The organism is Gracilibacillus sp. Marseille-QA3620 (assembly GCF_054950035.1).
This window is the reverse complement of record NZ_CM143102.1, coordinates 818,391-838,853: the sequence shown is the minus strand read 5'-3', so window position 1 is coordinate 838,853 and position 20,463 is coordinate 818,391. Positions and strand designations below refer to the sequence as shown.

20 protein-coding genes are annotated in these 20,463 nt (G+C 37.1%); all 20 read right to left on the bottom strand.

All coding sequences use genetic code 11. The features are described from left to right. Nucleotides 1-57: 57 nt before the first annotated feature. The 20 genes from ACY8DX_RS04220 to ACY8DX_RS04125 all read right to left on the bottom strand — a co-directional run bounded on the left by ACY8DX_RS04220 (nt 58) and on the right by ACY8DX_RS04125 (nt 20,450). Nucleotides 58-507 carry a MarR family winged helix-turn-helix transcriptional regulator gene (locus ACY8DX_RS04220; RefSeq protein ID WP_049671993.1) on the bottom strand — a complete coding sequence of 150 codons (450 nt, stop codon included), beginning with the start codon at nt 505-507 and terminating at the stop codon, nt 58-60. A gap of 253 nt (nt 508-760) precedes the next feature. Continuing rightward, the gene (locus ACY8DX_RS04215) at nt 761-1,366 is read right to left on the bottom strand and encodes a uridine kinase family protein (RefSeq protein WP_462406247.1); all 606 of its coding nucleotides are present in this window, start codon (nt 1,364-1,366) and stop codon (nt 761-763) included. A gap of 107 nt (nt 1,367-1,473) precedes the next feature. Continuing rightward, a complete protein-coding gene (locus ACY8DX_RS04210) occupies nt 1,474-1,830 on the bottom strand; it encodes a DUF4181 domain-containing protein (protein ID WP_462406246.1) in 357 nt (118 codons plus the stop codon). A gap of 223 nt (nt 1,831-2,053) precedes the next feature. Further along, nucleotides 2,054-2,512 (bottom strand): GNAT family N-acetyltransferase, encoded by a 459-nt coding sequence (locus tag ACY8DX_RS04205; RefSeq protein WP_462406245.1) that lies wholly within the window; start codon nt 2,510-2,512, stop codon nt 2,054-2,056. A gap of 735 nt (nt 2,513-3,247) precedes the next feature. After that, the gene (locus ACY8DX_RS04200) at nt 3,248-3,469 is read right to left on the bottom strand and encodes a hypothetical protein (protein WP_462406244.1); all 222 of its coding nucleotides are present in this window, start codon (nt 3,467-3,469) and stop codon (nt 3,248-3,250) included. 236 nt (nt 3,470-3,705) lie between these two features. After that, nucleotides 3,706-4,182 (bottom strand): hypothetical protein, encoded by a 477-nt coding sequence (locus tag ACY8DX_RS04195; protein WP_462406243.1) that lies wholly within the window; start codon nt 4,180-4,182, stop codon nt 3,706-3,708. 47 nt (nt 4,183-4,229) lie between these two features. Further along, a complete protein-coding gene (istB, locus tag ACY8DX_RS04190) occupies nt 4,230-4,952 on the bottom strand; it encodes an IS21-like element helper ATPase IstB (RefSeq protein ID WP_462405992.1) in 723 nt (240 codons plus the stop codon). A 17-nt stretch (nt 4,953-4,969) separates the two neighbouring features. Continuing rightward, the gene (istA, locus tag ACY8DX_RS04185; RefSeq protein WP_439803018.1) at nt 4,970-6,478 is read right to left on the bottom strand and encodes an IS21 family transposase; all 1,509 of its coding nucleotides are present in this window, start codon (nt 6,476-6,478) and stop codon (nt 4,970-4,972) included. A gap of 278 nt (nt 6,479-6,756) precedes the next feature. Beyond that, nucleotides 6,757-6,987, bottom strand: coding sequence for a hypothetical protein (locus ACY8DX_RS04180; protein WP_462405659.1), 231 nt, complete (start codon nt 6,985-6,987; stop codon nt 6,757-6,759). A gap of 155 nt (nt 6,988-7,142) precedes the next feature. Next, the gene (locus ACY8DX_RS04175; protein WP_462406242.1) at nt 7,143-7,508 is read right to left on the bottom strand and encodes a YybH family protein; all 366 of its coding nucleotides are present in this window, start codon (nt 7,506-7,508) and stop codon (nt 7,143-7,145) included. A gap of 199 nt (nt 7,509-7,707) precedes the next feature. Further along, nucleotides 7,708-8,049, bottom strand: a complete 342-nt coding sequence (locus tag ACY8DX_RS04170) for a hypothetical protein (protein ID WP_462406241.1) — start codon at nt 8,047-8,049, stop codon at nt 7,708-7,710. Nucleotides 8,050-8,219: 170 nt separating this feature from the next. Then, on the bottom strand, nt 8,220-8,948 hold the full coding sequence (locus tag ACY8DX_RS04165; RefSeq protein ID WP_462406240.1) for a hypothetical protein: 729 nt from the start codon (nt 8,946-8,948) through the stop codon (nt 8,220-8,222). A gap of 265 nt (nt 8,949-9,213) precedes the next feature. Beyond that, nucleotides 9,214-10,260: a DUF2332 domain-containing protein gene (locus ACY8DX_RS04160; protein ID WP_462406239.1), complete on the bottom strand. Its 1,047-nt coding sequence runs from the start codon at nt 10,258-10,260 to the stop codon at nt 9,214-9,216. A gap of 105 nt (nt 10,261-10,365) precedes the next feature. Next, complete coding sequence (locus ACY8DX_RS04155) at nt 10,366-11,160, bottom strand: YwqG family protein (protein ID WP_462406238.1); 795 nt, start codon at nt 11,158-11,160, stop codon at nt 10,366-10,368. Between the two features lie 552 nt (nt 11,161-11,712). Then, on the bottom strand, nt 11,713-12,960 hold the full coding sequence (locus tag ACY8DX_RS04150; RefSeq protein ID WP_049671998.1) for an MFS transporter: 1,248 nt from the start codon (nt 12,958-12,960) through the stop codon (nt 11,713-11,715). Beyond that, nucleotides 12,957-13,535 carry an ArsR/SmtB family transcription factor gene (locus ACY8DX_RS04145; RefSeq protein WP_049671999.1) on the bottom strand — a complete coding sequence of 193 codons (579 nt, stop codon included), beginning with the start codon at nt 13,533-13,535 and terminating at the stop codon, nt 12,957-12,959. The genes ACY8DX_RS04150 and ACY8DX_RS04145 overlap by 4 nt, the downstream gene beginning before the upstream one ends. Before the next feature lie 563 nt (nt 13,536-14,098). Further along, complete coding sequence (locus ACY8DX_RS04140; RefSeq protein WP_462406890.1) at nt 14,099-15,301, bottom strand: IS110 family RNA-guided transposase; 1,203 nt, start codon at nt 15,299-15,301, stop codon at nt 14,099-14,101. Between the two features lie 398 nt (nt 15,302-15,699). Next, nucleotides 15,700-16,278 (bottom strand): kinase, encoded by a 579-nt coding sequence (locus ACY8DX_RS04135; RefSeq protein WP_462406889.1) that lies wholly within the window; start codon nt 16,276-16,278, stop codon nt 15,700-15,702. 1,053 nt (nt 16,279-17,331) lie between these two features. Continuing rightward, a complete protein-coding gene (locus tag ACY8DX_RS04130; protein WP_104850994.1) occupies nt 17,332-19,758 on the bottom strand; it encodes an ABC transporter permease in 2,427 nt (808 codons plus the stop codon). After that, nucleotides 19,755-20,450 (bottom strand): ABC transporter ATP-binding protein, encoded by a 696-nt coding sequence (locus tag ACY8DX_RS04125; RefSeq protein WP_462406237.1) that lies wholly within the window; start codon nt 20,448-20,450, stop codon nt 19,755-19,757. The genes ACY8DX_RS04130 and ACY8DX_RS04125 overlap by 4 nt, the downstream gene beginning before the upstream one ends. Between the last annotated feature and the right edge of the window lie 13 nt (nt 20,451-20,463).

Genomic DNA, 20,463 nt, shown 5'->3' with positions numbered 1-20,463 from the left:
GTCTCGCAAAATCAACTCTATTATTTGTATTTTGCAAGTATTTAACGAAATGCTATCTTACCCCAATGGAGCAGAACAGCATCTTGTTGTTTTTTTCATATTTTCATTCAAAAGCTGAATGGATTGAATTACCATTTCTTTTTCCGTTTCACTCATCCCGGCAAAGACTTGATTAAGATAGTCATTCATTTGCTCATTGATATTGGCTGCCACACGCTGCCCTTCCTCTGTCAAAGAAAGTAGATAGATCCGCCGGTCCTCTGCATCAGGTGTTTTCTTCACTAATCCTCTTTTTACTAAGGATTGAACCTGGCGGCTAAACGTTGTAATATCCGTTCCGAGAGTGTCAGCCACTTGTTGCATCGAAGGCAATGACTGATGTTCAATTTCATATAAAATATGACTCTGAACGAGCGAGATATCATGCCCTTCCGCTTGACAGCAATTCTTGTTTAAAAACCCAAATCGACGTGTAAAGATTTGAAAAAGGTTCCGAATATCGTGCAAAAAAAATCACCTCTTGCCTGCTTTATTTACTTGCAATATGCAAGTAATCCTCCTTGAATAGAATAGCTATATTAATTGCAAATTACAAGTTATTTTAAGTAAAAACACTGGCACTGAAAGAAAACGAGAAAAAAGCCAATCCCTCGGTTGACTCTCAATCTCAAATTCTAACTCAAACAATAATGGTGATATTTCAAGTATTGATACGAACGGAAATGGAATAGTGACCCGCCCCTTTAGCTCTATAGAATATTTATTCAATACCACTTACTATTAAGTCGGCTCTTTCAAAAGGTCTATATGTTTCAACATAAACGTCCTCCGATAACATCCAATTATTCTCCCACATATCACGAGCTGTTTCTCCGTCTCTTTCAATACCTCGTGAAAGCCTTGTGTCTCTTGGACATTCAACCCATATTGTAAAATCGTATTTTTCGAAAAATTCCTGACGCATTGTGTATACACCTTCTATTATGACAATTCCTCCAACTGGAACAGTATGCCACTCTGCTAAAATATCCCTTACCCAATCATATCGCTGGTAATGCCCTTCTTTATTTTGAGCTACGGGTTCAAGAACCTGATTTAAAACACGCCTCCAATCATAATCAGCACCAACGGGCTTATTCTTCGGAAGCGTTTTTAGAAGTTGTGAAGAAGGCAAATAGAAATCATCCATATGCACAACAGTTGTATTTAATAATTTACTCTTTAACTTACTAGCGAGTGTGCTTTTCCCTGAACCTCCACAGCCGTCTATCCCAATTAACAAAGTTGATTGTTTTTGGGGAACTGAGTTGATTAGCTTAATCAAGTGTTCGAAATCATTACTGCCTTTAAACGTTTTATTATTCATATTATCACCACTTTAAATATGGTAACCTTCTTGTTATCTTACCTGTACATTATATTTTCTATTAATTTATGGTTAAATGCTTCTTCCGCTAAACTGCCCCGATAGCTTTAAAAGCGGATAACAAGGAGCGACAAGATACTAATAATGATCATCGAACTGATAAGTGTTGAAATATATTGTTTTGATTCTTTTATGTACTTCCACTCCAATATAGTTTGAAAGCCCATTAGCACAGTAAGCAATAGAACAAAATACCACTTCAGGAACGCATCTACCTCGTATGCAAGAGCAACTATAAAAGAAAACAAAAAGATAATGACTATTATCGTTCGTCCCCATTGATCAATACTTTTGCCAGGTGTTTTCGAAATAGCTTTTCTCTTTACACCTAAGTATTTTTCTATTATTTTTTCCACTAAAAAAACCACTAAAAATATAATAATGACAATCGTCAACAGCTTCATAATTAACCCTCCCATCTAAGACAATAATCCTATAATTCGGTATGTATGATAATAAATCCTTCTTGCACTAAACTGCCCTTTTCTTCCATAAGAAGTTCAACAAAAAAGGGCGTTAATCCCTCTTAGATCAACACCCCGATAGTTTATATGCAATACTTCTTAATCTTTTGCATTTGCCATATTAAAAGAAATAACAAGAAAACTTTCCTTGATATTATTGCTATTAGCAAATTTGTTTCGCTATTTCCCAATGAATCATCGTTTCTGTAAAATCAACTTTTTGCATATGCAGTTTTTCCAACACACGAATAGAACCATAATTCTCTTGTAACGTTTCAGCTATCACCTTTTCTACCTTAGATGTATTAAAAGCCCATTCTATTAATGCTCCCACTGCTTCCGTAGCATAACCATTATTCCAATAATCTTCAAGAAAACCATATCCAATTTCAACTGCTTTGTTTTCGTCTGGTTTCGCTTTAAAACCAATATCTCCAATTACCATATCATCGGATTTACGGACAACAATCCAGCTTCCCCAATATAATAAAGAGGGATCTCTTATTAACTGCTCCAAGTAATTTGAAACTTCTGGTCCATTATCATAATTTTGTTCTATAGTAATTTGCACTGTTTCTACTGTGCAAGGCATAATTTTTAATCTATCGGTTTCAAGTTCCACTTTTATGTCTCCTTCTCTTTGAAAAATCACTCCAATATTAATTGACGTGACTTACAAAACATAGAACTATCCCCTTTCAAATTTAAGTTTAATTAACGATATCACAATTTTCAGAATTCAACACATTGATACATATTCTTCTTCCACTAAACTGCCCATTAGCACAATAAACGACATCATCATCTATTATCAAAACTTTTAACCCATCTAATGAACCAGTACAAGAATATCCAAGGCAAAATAAACATTGTAGCCCATTCAATTGCTTTAGGAATCGAATATGATATCAAATATGATGTATTGATATGGAAAAATGGCAGTAATACAAAAAGTGCAAGTAAAGCTATAATACCAATGATCAAATTTCTCATTATAAATCACCATCCTATCTATGGTTAAAGAACTAATTCGAGAGGGTTAATACAAATTCCTTCTTCCGCTAAACTGCCCTTTACTTCTATAAGTAGTTCAACACAAGAAGGCATTAATCCTTCCTGGATCAACGCCCCTGTTTGTTTAAGTATGTTTCTTCACAAACTTACTTCGCATTCTTCATTCATTACAGGAATGCTGCCTCTTTACTTCAATAAGAAATTCAACCTAAAAAGGCATTAATCCTTCTTGGGTTAATGCCCCTGACAATTTAAGTGTAGAGTTTCTCAAGTATATACTAAATTAGTAGATGAGACTCTAAAATAAAGCTATATACTTAAGTAAATCATATCTTAATAAAATTTATTCTGTTTCAAATTCAATCTCCAAATCTGGTTTTTTAAGATGAAATTTAATTTTTTTATCTTTTAGGACATAAAAACTACCTAAAACCCCTGCTATAACTAATGCCTTTTCAGGGTGTTTTCTAATGGCATCCCCCAACGCTTTACCCACTTCACTAAGGTCAACCATCCCTCCTTTATTTTTTATAACATTAGGTAGATTTTGGGTATTTACTGACACATCTATACACCCCTTCTATATATATTAGATATATTTAATATACCCCTTTTTAATAATCACAATAGTTTAATTAATCAATTTATTGGGTCGAAAGGGATATCTAGATAGTTGACAAATTAGCTAGATTCCATTTTTTAATGGATGCCAAGCCTATTCAACTAAACTGCCCTTTACTTCCATAAGGTATTCAACAGAAAAAGGTATTAATCCTTCTCCACATTAGTTCTACAAAGAAATTATATATTACCTACAATATCTTCTGGTCCCCATATTGCTAAAATATCATTAGGACAAGCAACTATTTCCCAATGCTCACCTTCTTCAGAATCCATAACCCCTACTTGCCAACTCTCGTACTGCTCATTCTGACCCCATATAAACAAAACTTCACCAGAGTCAAACGTTAAGAATAAATGTGGACTTTCAACACCTAAAGAAACATCTACAATTTGTTTTAATCTCAATTCACATAACAACTTTAAAGATTCAATCGGATCCTGTTCAGATAATTCGTTTAATAATGGAATTTTCTTAGGCATCAACTCAAATAAACCAATTGGACTCTCAATATTAATGTAAATTTGACCATCTATTCGATTTGAATTATTTTCACTCTCCGAAAGAAGTAACCTTAATCCATAAAAATTAAGTCCCTCTAGCCTTGTTCCTTTACATAAAAACTGTAAAGTTTGTAAACCAGCTGTAATCGTCAACCCAAAAGTTGACCATGTCGCTCATGCAAAAGTTGACCACCCTCTTGTTACTTCGAATAAGTCTCTTTGAGACGATAGCTTTCTCCATTCATGGGGATGATGTGTGCCTTATGGGTTACTCGATCCAACAAGGCGGCGGTCATCTGTTCATCGTGAAAGACCTCTACCCATCGACTAAATTCCCGATTACTCGTGATAACCATACTGCCTCTTTCATAACGTGCCGAGAAAAATTGAAAGAGTAATTCTGCTGCTTTCTGGTGGTAGGGGATATAGCCCAGTTCATCGACAATTGTGACATCTGCGGCCAACCATTGCTTTTCTAACTGAAGCAGTCTTTTTTCGTCCTGAGCTTCCATCAGTTCATTGGATAGGCGGGCGGCCGTATAGTATCGTACAGTATAGCCCTGTTCAATCGCTTCTTCTCCTAGCGCGATGGATAAATGTGTTTTCCCTGTTCCCGAGTTCCCGATGAATATGACATTCCTTTTCTGTTGAATATATTCCCCTTGAAAGATGTCCAACATGCGCCTTTTAGGTACGTGAGGGGCCTCTTCAAATTGAAAAGCGAGAAGGTCTTTATGTACCGGAAACTGCGCTTTTTTTCTGGCTGTCGCTTTCTTTTTGATTTCTCGCTCAGCTACTTCAATCGCTAATAAATGAAAAAGAAAGTCTTCATAGGTGATTTGTTGCTCATTTGCTTCACGCAAATAAGCGTCCACTTGCTCACGTATGGCTGGTAATCGTAATCTTTTTAGATATTCATCCATTTGATATCGATGTGTGCTCAGTGTAGATACCTTCCTTTCTGTAATAATTGATCATATGGATCGAAAGTAGGCGCCTTGACTGCGACAGATTGGTCCATTTTATAGTTTATGGGGGATGGCTTCATGATTTCTGGCTTCGTCATTAGATACAGATAATGCTTGACGCTATCAGCTGTATATAGCTGCTCTTTTACACTACTTTCAACCGCCTGTTTGACCGTTTCGATCGAGAACTCCCGATGGAGTTTTAGTAGTTTAATGAATTCTTTTCCATGCCCATATTTAGAAAGAGTACGACGATAAAATTCTTGATAACTGGCAGGAAGGTTCGCTCTGCGGACAGGGCGTGCATGCGGAATGGCCCTTGGTTTTCTCTCTAGTTCATCCAAATAATGATCCACTTCAAATACTTCATGAAATCTTTCATAGGAACGTTCATGCTTCGCTACACATTGCCCGCCTAGCCAGATCTCAATATGATTGACATAGGCATATAGGTGAGCGTCTTTTTGTCCTGCATATCTTGTTGGGACGGAGTAGGCATTGGTTTCAAAGTTTACCAGGGACAGGCTATTAACACTGGCTTTCACCTTCCTGGCACAAGGATGTTTACTGATGATCGGCAATAGTTGCACACGCTCTTCCTGAAATCGTTCACCCACCTTTTCGTTTGTTTTGGGTACGAAGGTTTCTTCATAGGCATTACATTGTTCCATTAAATAGTGATTCAGCTCCAGAATTTCACTAACCTGAGGAACCGGCACAAGGAATTGAGCTCTGGCTGTTTGTACCAGCTTCTCCACTTGTCCCTTTTCATTTCCTTTGGCGGGTGCACAAAATTGGGCATCAAAGAGATAGTGGGAGCGAAACTGGACAAAAGCTTCCTGTTCTTCTCGCTTCGTTCCTTCTAACACCTTCTTTACAGCTGTTTTCATATTGTCATAGACTATCGTTTTCGGAACACCACCAAAGTAATCAAAGGCGTCTGCGTGGCCTTGGAATAATGCCTCTTGACGTTGATGCTGAAACACTTTTACAAATATTTTGCGGCTATACAAAAGTCTCATACAAAAAAGCATGACTTTCCTTTCAATCCCATTCAAACACACAATGACTTCTCCCCAATCAAATTGGGCATGTTCGCCAGGATCGAATTCCAACGGTATAGAGGAATTTGGGGTTTCTTTGAGCTGCTTGTATTGGCGTACAAAACGGCGTACGGTGGATTCTCCGCCTTTAAAGCCGTATTCTTTTACCAAGCGTCTGTGGATTTGAGCAGCACTATGACGCTGTTTTACTGGGGCTGTTTCATCCTCCGTTAGCCATCGGATAATGGTAGATTTAACGGAGTCGATGACCGGATTGGCAACCGGCTTTGATCGTTGATAGGTTGGAATTTCATTCTGTTGTATGGCTTTTCGTATCGTTTGCCTGGAGAGATTGAGATCTTTTGATAATTGCCGAATAGATCGACCTTCTTTAAAGTGCAATTTTCTGATAAGCTCTATATTAGCCATCTTTAACATCCTTTTTTCCTCCCAAATCATAAAGTTCTCGACAAACTCAATGATAAGGGATTGGGTGTTAAGGGTGGTCAACTTTTTGATTAGCGAATTGTACTAAAGTGGTCAACTTTTATTTTAGCGTTTACACCAGCAGTTCTTTCTGCTTTATTAATATTTAACACCCCTTTTATCTAAATCATATTTCCTTGTTCAACTAACCTGTCCCTCGCGTGGTTTTCTTGGCTTTTTTCTATAACATTTCTGGATATTAGAGTAAAGTCCCCGTAGTTCAACAAGAACTAATCTCTCTTTCTCAACAATAAATAGAAAACAAAACCACTAAGAGTAAATATAAACGTACCAGCAAACACTTCTCCTAATGAGACACCTATTTGATCAGTATCACCAGTTGTCTGTTTAATCTCATTTACTGTCCACCAGTTATCAATTGAAGATTCATATATAGCGAAGTATAGCCATATTAAATAACAGAAGAAAACCAATAAAAAAACACCGATTTTTCTATTCAAAGCATTCCCCTTCTTCAATAAATGTCTTTATAAAAACAGTAACACTTATTGAGCTAAACTGCCCTTTAGCAGCAAGAAATGTTCGCCATCTTTTGAGAAGCATATTAGTGAAAATCACAAGCTAAACACTTTCTATGCGAGACTGGACATATACATTAAAGACTACTTAGATGTTCGTGAATAAGTTTCCATTCTTCTTCATTTTCTTTGATAAAAACATTGGTCGCCCTACCACTTCCAGATACAAATCGACCGTTATATACGCCCTCATAATGATATGTATAAATACAAGTTGCAGTCTTCTGCTCAACAGCTAGCCAATTTACATCTGAGATTGAATAAACTTCATCTTTAATAGTGTTCCAGGAATTTTCAAAATAACTTTGAATCTCTTTTATAGAAGTACAGGTTCTATCTGTAAACCAGTAAACAGCTTTAGGATGCAATAATTGCTTAACATTATCAAAGTTATGAGTGTTTGTAGCATTAATATATTGTTGCAATACATTCTCATAATTCATTGTTTTTCCCCTTGTCATCTTGTTTGAGTTATATATTTCTATATTAGTTATTCAAGTTTCTTCTTCCGCTAACCTGCCCGTTTCTCCAATAAGGAATTCCACACAAAAAGGCATTAATCCTTCTTAGATAAATGCCCCCGAGAGTTTAAGTGTATTTATTCGCATAGAACTATCCAAAATAGTTCTCTATATGCCATTTCTAATAATCTAACTGCTTTAAACTCAATAATAAACCGTCATCTGTAATCTTTTTAATTTTGTATAAATTTAACTTTCTGTCAATTATTTTATCCGTTTTATCTTCTTTACTGAAGGAAATTCTTACTGCATTTATTGCATAAATAAGAATTGATAGCACACCTGCACTTCCTAAGGCGACTCCTATACTTTCGTTTTCTGGAGGATGAGTATCCATAATCTTTCTTATGTCTTTATAATAGTCTCCTTTAATAAGGATATATTCAGATTTTACCTCTAAACCTGCTAATAACTCAGTTCGATTATGTGCTTCATAAGCTTCTATACCGTTCTCTTTGTACATAAAAACCCCACCTTTCAAGTGTCATAATAATTATATGAAGAAAAATAAACTAAAGGTTCGATTTTTTATAATTTTATTTATTCGACTAAACTCCCTCAATAAAGAATTCAACAAAAGAGCATTAACCCTCCTTTGGACCAACGCCCAGGTTATTGGTAACTGGTTAGTCTCTATTGGTCGAATAATGATTCTTCTTGTATATCTGTTATTTCAGATTCAATCACGTCTTTTATTTTTTCGTTTCCGATTGCCCCATTATTAAACATATTCGAATCTGTTACATAGATCAGCCTAAATGCTACACCATTCTTCAGTTCAATTTCTAAAAATAATCGTTTTCCGTCCATTTTATCATCCTTATACAAAGTCTCAATATCCTCCAATTTCAATTGATCCCAAGCATCTAGGAATTTCGTTTTTGAAGGTTGTGAGAATGTGTGTATTCGTTCTCCATCTTCTGTACTTTCAATGTAAATATTTTTCACGAACTTTCTCATTGGTACTAGGTCAGCAGCCGTTTTGGCCTCGATATGGGTATCCACCACATAAGTTTTATCGTTGGCCATCACCAGCAAATCTGACGGATAGCCTTTCACCTCATAGATGGGTGTCCCCTCTTCCAAAAACGTGGCATCCCCATTTTCCATCTGGTGATCGCTACAAGCATTATCAGCCATTCTATAGGCAACTTCCCCAAGCTTCCTGCCCTTTTCAATTGAAATGGGACCCGACTCATCCGCAGAGTCTGGAAACTGGTGTTGGTATTTGATACCGCCAATCTTCAAGACATCCATCCATTCAATTTCACCATCAGGACAACTGCCTAAAAAGGAATTGCTGCAAGAGGATAACAAGATTGTGAAGACTAGGATACCAAGCATCTTTTTTAAACGCTTCATAAAACCCTCCATATGACGTGATTTAGAAAACCTTTGAATTTCTTCAATACCAAATACCTCTAATTCCTTTTTTAACATTCATTATTCTACATAAGGAAAGTGTCAATTCTTCGCATTATTGAGCTAACCTGTCCCATATAACAATAAGGAATTCAACAAAAAAGAGCATTTATCCTCCTTGGATCAACGCTCCCTATAGTTTAAGTGCATTTTTCCACAAATTCAGACAGTGAAAAAGCCACCCATAGAGTAGCAGCTTCACCATTTACTGAATTGGCATTTGGCTTTTCAAAAACCATTCAAACCATCTACCGTGTCCATCTGTTGTAGCTATAGTATTTTTACTCTCAACACCATCCAAATAATAATCAAGATGCAAGTACCTATCTTGAATATTATTGTATATATGAAATACGTCCCTATTCCTACCAATACCTTCAACAATTTGCAACAGTTGTTTTTTCTTTTCTACGGGTATCTGGTTAGCAACGTGAGTATGAAAAATACAAATCACGCTGTCTTCTGAAGTGTTATCAACAAATTTAGGTAACATACTAACCCCATCACCATCATATAAACTCACTGGAACTTCTTTAATATAACTTGTAGCTTCTTCAAACATACATAATCTCTCTTTATGTTCTGTCCATATTAAGGATTTAAGCCACAATTTCTCATCTTCATCATTTAAATGAATTGTATTTAAATCTATACCAATCCTTGCCGATACTGGCGGCGGCGTCGAATGGAGAATCGGAGTATTTTCTCCTTTTATTTGTGCAGTAATATTAAGTCTGGAATCAAACCTGCCATATATGTCATTTTGCCCGTATGAGTATGAATATTGGTCCCAAAGAAGCTGTAATCCTGCACTCGTTCCAATTTCAATAAGTGTTAGTGGTTTCTTCACTATCTCATAAATAGTACAAAAAACAGGATAAAGATATGCACATCTTCGTACTTCATTCGTTTGGACAAGTCTAGTCTTGAGAATTGACTCAATTTCACTCCGATGTTTAAAGCAAAAATCCTTAAAGAATTTATACGATTCTCTATATGACTTTGGATTATTAACTATACTTGGGTAAAATTCTTTCAATGGGTGGTCCTTACCTTTTAGTAAAAGATAATGTACTGCACCGAATAACAGGTTTGGAATGGGTTGCCCCTCTCCTGCATTACTACAAATTTCTAGAAGTTCATAATCCTTAGAAATATATATGGATAGCCATTCGTATAATGGGCTAGATCCTTTACATTCCCTTTCGGCAAAAGCAAAAAAAGATTGTGATAAAACTTTGTTATCAACCAAAGAAACTTCCCCCTTCCATAACAATCTCATAAATTCATTCCGCAATTACTAAAATAAACCCTTTTAAAAAGCCTTTTGTTTGTCTAACAGTTCCCACGAATGCCGTCAGCCGCAATCCCACGTATACAATACACGGGAGAAATCCCGCTTTTTCAAATCCTCTGGACGGATAAAGAAATTGGCTACCCCAACATCTCCCCACATGATGTCATCAGTTTCTTCCTCGCTGTCAATTTGAAGCAAAAGAACCGAATAGTCTTCATGCTCAGCCGAATCACGTGGATCAAATTGCGCGAATGCGGCATATCCACCGATTTTATGTCGCCCGTTTGAAAACTGTTCATGCCAACTATCCCAAACGGTTTCTTCCTCGTCCTCTGAGAACGAAATATCCAGACGCTCAAACCGATAGTCGGATAACCCAACAATTTCTTCAGACAAGGTAAAAGCAAGGGCATATTCTCTATCCACAGGAAAATACTCATCATCGTCGTCCACCGAAAGATGGCTAAAATCGGTACAGAGAAGAGACACGTCTTCGGTGACTGTAGGATGAAAGATTACACGAAAATTCCGCGAATCGCTTAAGTTATCCCAATTGGAACCCAAACTGCCGTCATCAGGGGTGGAGATGAAAAACTGAAGCATCCCTTCTGTCGATAAGTCAGAAAGAGGCGGGAGATGATCCAATCGATATTGTGCCAAAAAGCGAAGGGGATTCCCTTTTTCATCCACAGGGTGAGGGAAGTCTTTTGGAATGTAGGGGTATCCCCCGAATTTGCTTTCAAATAAAGCGGGTGTTCCTCTTTGAGTCTGGATGCGAATGAATGGTGTGCGGGATTGTTCAATAGCCTCGCGAAAAGGTTCTAGGGCAGGCGGGAGTTGAATGAGCTGAGTCAAAGGGCATTCCTCCATTGGTTCTCTTTCCTTTGATAGGGAGAGGATTATTTTTACCCATATTATACCAAACGAAAAGGAGGAGAAAGAGAGGAACGAAAATATTCTGAACCTGCCGAGATTCAGATGATGGCTCGGCATAGTTCTCAGATATTTATCGTATTCCATTGGTTACCCTCCATAGTGACAAGTATCACTACACATCTTTATTTCAACTTTCAGGATGTTTTATCCTTCTTCCGCTATCTAAACTATACATTTATGTAATCAGCCTTTCATTATATGCAATTAGTACATAACTATAGAATCCGTTTCTCTCGTAAGAATACTAACGGGTATTAATCCTTATTGGATCAATACCCGTCATGTGAACGCAATTTTATGAAATTTTTTAAGGATGGCTCCAAAGGAAGAGAGTTGTCATGACTGCTATTGATGAATGGCCTGGTCGTTGAAGGATATAACGAGAAGATTTTCTGCGATGAATGTAGATTCTCTGAATAACTTAGACAAAGACCATTGTCTGACATGGGAAAGAAATTTATCTCTCACTATTCATTTAGAATCACTCGTACCGGCGGGTGTTTGAAATGTTACTTTTCCCTGTTTCTTTGTAACAACCACTCCAAATAAGCCGCTTATGGATAATAAGATCGATGCTAGAATAAACCCAACTGCTAATGGTGCATGTTCGGTAATCCAACCTGAAAACAACTGAGAGATAGGCACTGCCCCAAAAGATGCGAGCGCAACTATACTCATTGTCCTGCCGAGCTTATTCATTGGAACATGAGCTTGTATTTGTGTAGTCATGATGACACCTGAGATACCATTTAATATACCTACGATACATAAGATAGTTAACACTACCCAAAGAGAAGGAATAGCGATTAGAAATAAGACAGCACCTTGAAATATTTCAAGAAAATAATAGGAACGAATGGTCTTATATTTCCTTTTTACTTTTGAAACAATGACCATTCCTATAAGGGATCCTATACCGAAAGCCGCCATAACGATTCCCACCTGAGAGCTGCCTAGACCTAAACTCTCCTTTGAATAGACGGGTAATATAACCTGCAAGGGTCCGACAACTGCTAGCCCCCCTATTAAATCAACTAATAATAAGGTTCTAAGCCATTTAACGCTCCACACCTGCTGAAACCCTTCTGAAACATCTTTAAGAATGGTTGACTTCTTCATTTTAGGAAGTGTTTGTTTATTAATTTTTATAAACATGCCTGTCAACGAAGCTATAAGATAGGATAGCGCATTGGCAATGAAGACAATAGTGACACCTGAATACGCGATTAACAGACCGGCTAGAGGTGGACCTATAAACATAGCTATCTGCGAGATTGACTGCACCCCAGCATTCGCTCTTTCCAAATCCTTCTCTTCCACAATTGAAGGGACAATTGAACTGAAGGCCGGGTAAAAAAATCCGCTTATCACTCCTGATAAAGAAAGCAAGAAATAGAGAAATGGAAAAGTTAAGGAATCGATCATCATACATACGACTAATATTGCCGTTATGATAAACCGAAATAAATCTGTCGTCCAGATAACGGTTTTAGCGTTTAAACGATCAACCACTACTCCACCCCATAATAAAACAAGAATCCGGGGTACCATTAAACAAAACTGAGACAGGGCTACTTCCATTCCCCCGCCGCCCATTTCAAATATCAGATAAATAATCGCCATCTGTTTAAATCCATCACCAACTGTTGATAACGATTGCCCGAAGAAAAACAAGGAAAAGTTTTTGTTTAAAAGCAAGGAATTCTTTAAAATGTTCATTTTTCATGACCATCAGAAGTAGATTTCCTTTGAGACGCTAGATGAAAAAAGTAACTAAGTGAATAAAGCGAAGTAGCCTCATCCTTTTCATCATTCGTTCGTGATGCCTCTACAATTTCATTGATTGAAGCAAAATGTTCATTGATTAAATCTATTTCTTCTTTATTCAACCAAGCCTGTTGCTGGAAGATTTGCGCAAAAGGAATGACACCCTCATAATAATCAATACTTTCAAGGAGATCTTGATACGTTGCATGAAAAGTAGATTCATAGAGCATATGTTGATCTGCTTTAGATAATTCTAAAGCAGGTGATAATCGAAAAGAACGTGCTGCTGCCATATATTTTTTCTCGATTATCGAACCCTTAACTTCTTCCTTTGTAAGTTGAATAATTCCGGCATTTAAAAGCTCTTTTACATGAAAATGTACTTTTGGTGCCGATTCACCTAGCTCATCGGCAATTTGTTTATTACTTAGCTCTCTAGATGTTAAAACATTCAGAATGCGCTGCCTTAATGGATGTGATAGTGCATGTAGCTGCTCTGCTGTTTCGATAATCATTTCGTATTTCATACTATTTATGCTCTCCCTATTGTTTTAATTGTTGTGAACCGGTGATGAACTAAATCATCAAACTGAGTAGTGATATAACCATACTCATCTTTACATGGCCAAATTAAATACCAGTAAAATCTACAGGACTGCAAACTAACATATATCATTCAGCTTTGAATGTACTACGTCTTAAAGCTTTATATACTCAGACCTCCTTATACGAATATAAAATGAGAACTTCAGGTAAAAATTAATTTATTAATTAATATTTTCTTATCGATAAATTATAATTTATCTAATTCAATTATAATCCCCATTTTCTGTAAATTCAATTTAAATTTACTTTTTTTGTTAAATTTCATCTTTAAGGACGACTCCCAATTGCAAAATGAATGTATCTACGTTACGTTTCTTTTACGCCAAAACAGCCACCTCCAGATAGGAAGTGGCTGTACTTGTTATTTGACTAAACCAGCTAATAGGATGTCAATATCTCTCTGTAAAATTCATTTTTTTATATGCTATACTGTTTTTAGGCATACCAAATGGAAGGTTTTTCTTTATGTGGTTGGATAACCTTTTTAAGCTATATCCAGGAAATGTTCTTTGCCTTTTAATAAAGCATAAATCCAGTGAAGAAGTTTATTAATACAAGCGACAATTGCCACTTTCAAAGGCTTTCCTTCTGAGCGTTTCTTGTCGTAGAACTCTTTGAGCTTTTTATTTCTGGAACTCCTTATTCCACATAATACAGCTAGATATAAGCTGTGTCTTAGCCTGCTGGAACCCCGTTTCGTTATATGATTCGTCGTAGCTGTAAACTTCCCAGAGGAATGTACACTGGGATCAATTCCAGCGTAGGCAACTAGTTTCTTAGGATGATTAAACCGATCAATTTCACCGATTTCAGAAATAATCGTGGCAGCGATTTTTTCTCCAATCCCAGGTATTGATTGGATAATCTTATATTCTTCTATTTCATTTGCCAGGGATATCATTTGGTTCTCCAATTCCGACAGATGTCCTTGGTAATGAAATAAGATGTCTATATACATATTAAGATTGATGAGATGGCTTTGATACATCACCTTTTGAAAAGGATTTTGAGTAGCTGAATGGATCAATTTCCTTGCTTTCTCTCTTGCCCACTGAATAGAACGAGTTGGACAATACCCTTTTATTCGTTCCGCCAGGTCCTCTTCATCCGCCTCTAGAATCTTCTCCGAAGTTGGATATTCTCTTAATATTGATAAGGATACTTTTGAAAAAAGATCTCCAAATACCTTTCTGTATTCAGGAAAAGTCTGATCTAAAATCGTGTGAAATTGCAGTTTTGCTTCCACATACATATTCGTCACGATCTCCTGTTGCCTAGAAAGGTTACGCAGGTTCATCAGTTGAATTCCCCTCAATTTATAAGGTTCAAAATCCTCTTTGTAATAAAGGACACATAACTGATAGGCATCAAATGCATCTGTTTTTACTTTTCTTAAACTGGATTTCTTTGCTTGGTGAGAAATGATAGGGTTCAACAGAATATAAAGTACATCATTCTCTTCTAAGCATTGAATAACAGGAGTATGATAATGCCCCGTTGATTCCAATATAACCACCGGCCTGTGACCTGTCATTGATTTAATTTCCTCTAAAAAACCTATAAAACCATCTAATTCTTCACGATTATGCTTAATTGAAAAGCTCTTTCCATAAGGCTTTCCTTTATCTAAAAAAGCCTGTACTTCACTTACTTCTTTAGCTACGTCTATACCCACAACCGGGTTCATTCTTTCTCCTCCTATTGCGTATTCACCAGTAACCCCTAATACCTCAAGTAGTATTATATCTTCGCTTGTTATACGAGATCTAAGTCCCAACCAGCCTCAAACATATTTCTACTAGTAGGGGGTGAACAGTTTAGTCGACGGGATCAATGTCCCACGCCCCCGTACGTTCTACCCTGGCTACTGATAGAATAAATCCATATAAAAAAAGTTCAACCAGAAAGATCTGGCTGAACTCTATAATACGAACGCCCCCGTTTGTTTAAGTGCATTCATTCACAAACTAGCATTTTTTTACAGTTCTTTTAATATAGGTATTTGACCTTAGTTGCATAAAAAGCGATTCCCTAGTAATAAAGAATCGCTCCGTAAGATGAAGTATAAATTTGGTGATATATCGTTTAATTCCTAATTACTAAATCGGCTTGTCTCATTGGGGAAATAGATTTTAAGTAATAATCTTCAGCTTTCCAATATCTCTTTTCAAATTTTTCTATGTTTTTTTGTGTTTCGTCACTTTCACGATTAAGTCTCTTTTCTCTTGAACAATCCAAATAAACCACAAAATCGTAGAAGTTTCTCCACTCTTTTCTTTGTAAAAATACTCCTTCAATGATAATTAGACAAGTATCAGGTATTTTTACTGTATGGAATCTTTGAGTATCAGAACAACAGTCATACGTTAGTAAGCGTAACTCATTGGACTCCTTAAGTTTTTTAAATAAACTATCTTTCAACATTTCTACATCCCACTGTAGATTGTAATACTCATACCACTCTTCATATCCAGTGTTGTACCGCCTTTTTCTTTCTACAATGTAATCGTCTATATGAAAAATGTACACTGAATTATTTTTTTCTCTCATATGTTGCTCAATATTTCTAACGAATGTTGTTTTACCTGAACGACTTAATCCGTCTATTGCAAGAATAATCTTTTGACCTCGTTCCACTTTGGGTATTCTTTTCAACAATTTCATTATTTTATCTTCCAAACCATTTCTCCTAACCATTCTTTTTGAGCTAATCTTACTCTTCACTTCTATAAAGCAATTCAACACAAAAAGGCATTAATCCTCTTTAAATCAATACCCTGATGTTTTAAGAATTTAAGAATAGTTAATTCCACTTAACTATGATCTTCGGATAACTAATCAGACATTAAAAATGGCAATAGGATAGCCAAAATTCCAGCCGCTATTATGATAGTACCGAAAATCCGAGATAGTAATTTTTCGTCACCTGAAACCCCATTCCACAAAACAAGATTCACTAAGAAGAGAGCTTTTTTCTTGAGTACCAAATACCCTGTAAATATTAAAAATAGCCCAATTAAGATGACAATTATTTCATCGATAATCTCTCACCTCCAAGATTGTGATAATCCTAAAAATCCTACATCAATTTTAACATAATTATCCAATCGATTCTGGAATTCACATAGTATATATTGCTTAACCTTTCAGTCTTCACCTGCTGTTCTTCTTCCGCTAAACTGCCCTTTTCTTCCATAAGGAGTTCAACATAAAAGAACATGAATCCTTCTTAGATCAACGCCTCATTAGATGATTACGCATTACTATCCCAACTTATATTCGTTTGGAGCAACAATGCAGTCATGTCGCTTGCGAATTGGGAAGGCTAAACCTCATTGTAGTCGTGTATGACAGTAAGACGTATTGGTACCCAACCCGGATAAATGCTTGTCATGGCATCTTGGAAAAAGAAATCGAAAACGGCCTCATACCGATAACATATGGATAACCGGACCGACATCCCGAAAAGGGATGTCGGTCTTTTTTTCGCTTATGCGGTTATACTGAGGAAAAACCGACTAATGTAACGGAGAGGAGTAACTGAATATGACCAATTCACAAATCAACAGGAAATACCTGCACGAAATCAATGAGCTCCTGGAACAATCCAGCCATGGCAAGGTTCGAGTTGGGAACATCCTATATTTCTCAACCAGAGCAATCGATGCGAACATGGAGATTAGGGATAAATCCCCTAAATATTATCGACGATGGGTTTCAGTCATTTTCATACTTTTTCGCTAGCACCACCGTTAAGATTGGAATGATGATATTAATCAATGAAAACAGTAGCCCAATCATACACCAGAGTAACGGTACTTTTAGTATAACGAGTAGTGAATATCCGCCAATTACACCAGCAAAGATTGCTATCATGACCCACAGTAATACTTCCTTTAAGAAATGTTTTAAAATAGTGGATTTAGTCCACCCAATCGTGTGATACATATTGAATTCATCTTTTCTTTTTAAAATCAATGAATGAACACCTTCTATCATACTCACAACGGTTAATAGAATGGTCATAGCAACGATAGTCATTTGTATGGTCAATGTTTGATTGTTGATGAATTGGCCCATGGTCGTGTTATCCATTTCAGATATTGTTTCCCCGATGATAGCCATCTGTACAATTAAGAGGAAAGTAGAAGTAAATAAGGTCAACATGGTCGGTGCAATGATGGATAGATAATGCCTAATGCTTGAAAAGTTTTTATACGCTTCCAATCGTACTCGAGATTTCTCCTCTCTTGCCAACACTCCATATGTGATGACTAACGAAAACAGGAAGAGTCCCATTGCGTATAGAAACGCATAGCTTTTTTCAAAAACGAAGAACAACAATATAAAAGCTGTTAAGAAAGCAAGACTTTGCAAAATTACTTGCTCTGAATAGTTCCGTTGGAGTATTTTCTTTGGAGACCAACCTATGAGGAACAATGTTTGGTTCTCTGCCTTTAAAATATTTTTTTCAAAGACTAAACGAGCCATCAGCCAAGATAGGCCAAATAGAAAGAATAGTGATAAGGCGACATTAATGGTCTTATTCCAACTGGTTTCTATTGCTTGAGCTACACCCAGGGTTGTCCACGGCTCTGTCACTTGTCCGATACCTTCAACCTCCAATTGTTGCTCCTTGAATGATGAACCTGCGACAATATCCACTTCATAGCCTGCCTCCAACAAATCTTTCGCTACATTCTCTATTTTTGCTTGTGCGGAGGCATCATATTTCGTGATTTCATCAATACGAATCCGAATGGCGTCAATTGGTTTATCTCCCTTAACGAGTTCAGCAGAATCCAATGTTGTGACTCCGCTGCTAGGTGCAGGAACAAAGCTGCCTGGGACTGATGTCGGAGTCAATGACTCTCCCTTGGATGTGGTCGTCGTGCTAGTTGAATAAATACCCAAAGGACTGGAAGCTAATTGTCCTTTCTTCTCGCTTGCCGTGAATTCACCCGTTTGCAAGATCATGAATGGAACTTCATCAGATTCTTCTAGACCAGCCCCTTTTTGTACCACTTCTTTATAGGAAGGGGGATTCCCTTCTTGAACCTTTTCAACCTGAATTTGTTCGCCTTTGAACTTGTAATCAATTTTCTGGGCTGTATAGTATTGAGAGGTGTTAAAGCTATACATAGACCCATTGGACGTCTCCACCTTAAAATCATCTCTAATCTTCATGGCTACACTCTCAAAAGGTCTTTGGAATATAGAAAGGTCAAAGTCAAAATCCTTTCTGTCTGAACCAGGCTCCTTATTTAACTCTTCTACGACCTTCCCCAATTCATCTTTTTTTTCATACGCATTCAATAGTATCTGCTCATCCGTTAAGCCTAGTTTTTTCTTATAATCTGCAAGGCTAACATCCAATTTCTCTACCGAAAGTTCCATATGAATTTGATTGTCAATTTCACTTCTCTGTAAAACCTTGATAACAGGTGGATTATTGTAATTCTGTCTCATTTGGCTGAACAAAGAAAATTTAGGGTCATCTAGGTCAGCATATAAATCTGAAAAATCTATCCCGGTTAATTGTTTCTCGCTTTCTGGGTCAATAGCTGTCAATAAATGATAGCTAGGGGGCAGGACAACATACATGCTTTTGCCCGCCAACATATCCTGTCCTTGTGGATACCAGACATATTCGAGGTTATCTGGCTTGGAATTATCGAAATAGGTTAGGATTTGTTTCTCTCCTAATGGGTATTTATTTAGCCCATCCGATGTGTAGAATTGCCATTTGAATCGAGCTGGATGTTCCAAAGGAGGCAATATAATGGACGCTTGCCTTCCGGTGAAGTATCCAAGAGAGGCAACAGGGGCGGCCACTTCAATATCAGGATTATCCTTGATTTCCTCCCATTCGGATATGGAGATTCCACCTTTGCCGTCTCCAACATAATTTTCTTCCACAATCCCGATTGTCTTTTCAATCTCGGTTCGTGAGTCAGATGGTCGCAGCAAAATGTCATAGCTTCCTCTGCCGTGCTTTTCTAGTGTATTTTTTACTGAAACTTGTGACTGAAGGGTGTACTGGGAACCAAGCGGAATGAGGAAGAATATGCTCAAAAAGGCAATAACCATGATGAGCGAAATGATTTTCCTGTTTAGTATTCGGCTGATGATGAGTCTAATCATAGATGAATCATCTCTTCTTTCGTTAACAGCCCCTCATTTAGACGATATACACAATCCCCTTTTTCGGCGACCTCAAGGTCATGGGTGACACAAATGATTGTGGTTCCACGCTTTTGTATGTTTAATAGCAATTCGATGATTCGATCTCGATTCTTTGTATCCAAATTCCCTGTAGGTTCATCACATAATATAATCTCAGGATCGCCAATTATTGACCTTGCAATAGCAACCCTTTGCTTTTCTCCTCCTGACAGACTATCGGGCAGCCGATTGTGCAGGGATTCAGGAATTCCGACCAACTTTAATAAATCTTTCGCCTTTTCCATAAGCCATTTGCGATCCTTGTCATAGAGCAACGGCATAATGACATTTTCTAGAACCGAATAATGGGATAAGAGCTTAAAATCCTGAAAGATAAATCCGATATTCGTTCTTCGAAAATTACTCCGTGCATCTTCTGTCATCGAATATATATCATGATTAAGCATGCGTACCGAACCGTCATCGGGTTTCAGAAGCCCGGCGATACACTTCAATAAAGTAGATTTACCTGTCCCAGATGGACCGACTATGCTGCACCATACAGCCTCTTTAACCTCTAAGTTCACTCCGTCTAATATATTCAGTGTTTCATTGTTCCCATACTTCTTCATAAGATTATGTACATATAACATCTCGATACCCCAATTCATTACATTGTTATAA